Source organism: Methanomicrobium mobile BP, from assembly GCF_000711215.1.
GTDB classification, from domain to species: Archaea; Halobacteriota; Methanomicrobia; order Methanomicrobiales; family Methanomicrobiaceae; genus Methanomicrobium; species Methanomicrobium mobile.
The window spans coordinates 1-1,272 of the sequence record NZ_JOMF01000003.1; the positions used below are offsets into that span (position 1 = coordinate 1).

The 1,272-nt window shown below is 40.1% G+C and carries 1 protein-coding gene; it reads right to left on the reverse strand.

Annotated features, from left to right (window positions below; translation table 11 throughout):
* Positions 1-163: 163 nt before the first annotated feature.
* Positions 164-868, reverse strand: a complete 705-nt coding sequence (locus T502_RS00015) for a hypothetical protein (protein ID WP_042705075.1) — start codon at positions 866-868, stop codon at positions 164-166.
* Positions 869-1,272 lie beyond the last annotated feature (404 nt).

The following is a 1,272-nucleotide window of genomic DNA, read 5'->3' on the forward strand; positions in this document are numbered from 1 at the left end:
GATAAAAGGCGTTCTCGATAAGCTTGCAAAAGCCGGTGTCGTAAAGGCGGTCAAAAACGGCAATGTCTGGGAGTATTCGCCTGTTGAAAAACGCTGAAATCCCTCTTCGTCCAGTCCGTAATTATGGCATTAAACGCGGAAATAATGCCGCCGCAGTATTTTCTCAAAAATCCGGTTTTTCTATGGATATATCAACACTTTCGATGAATTTACCGTCTATTACCAAGATGTAATTTCCTGATTTACGAATTGTTATCTTTTCTGAAACCGTGATATCACTGCTGTCATGCTGGATATTTTCAATTGTATTTCCATTAGAATCCCTCAGCAGAAATTCTAATAATGCCTGAGAGTTTTTCGGCACCATATTTGATGCGCTAATCGTTACCGGCGGTATAAGATTGTTTATATTCAGAATATAATGTCGTGAACCATACGGTAATGAGAGCGTATTTTTGTATATTACACCTGTCTGGCCGTCAGCGAAAGAATTACTCTTTGAGGGGTTTTGACGGTCAGTTACCGTAAATGCACCCGATGTACCGGCAGCATTTGAATCAGCAGCATTGGAATCATTCAAAGTCGGATTAATGTATGCATTCAGATTTATTACTCCGGTCAGTGCCAATAATATGAAGAGGATAATGCCTGCAATTACGGCACCTTTTTTCAAAAGACCGTGCGATCCCTTGCCCCTGCCGTATCCGGTACCTGCACGTTGTCCGGGACCTGTAATTCCGCTGTGTCCTGAGTTTCTGCCTCCGCTGTGTCCTAAATCCGTATCTTTGCCACCCGATTCGGAACCGCCTTTTGTCGGATCGTTTCCGGTAATCTCGCCGACATTTTTATTCTCAGTATGATCTTCCATATTTTAGAACCATGATCTTTCAATAATGTGCTTTTTTTCCTCATTCAAACAAAATGGGCATTATGCGGATTCGCTTCCGAAAGGACAAATTCACAAACCCAATATTTCATCAGGAGAGTGCATTATAAGGTAACAATCGAGATATGCGATATATGTATATTTTTATTGCCAATTTTGATATTCAATTAATATCTATGATGTTATCTGAAAAAAAGATTGTTCCTCATTTAATTATATGATTTTTTGTCGTAATATGATGACATGCCGATTAACAGATAACGTAAATCGATAATCTCAAAATACCCCGACAAAACCAATATCATCCCGCAACCTTAAACTAATTACAATGAACGCCTTCAAGAAAGCCTCCGATATCCCCGCAGATCGGCATCCCGAGTTTCCTC

What these genes read in the sequence shown, in the direction of transcription:
- T502_RS00015 (WP_042705075.1), bottom strand. Translation starts at nt 868, where the DNA reads ATGGAAGATCATACTGAGAATAAAAATGTCGGCGAGATTACCGGAAAC.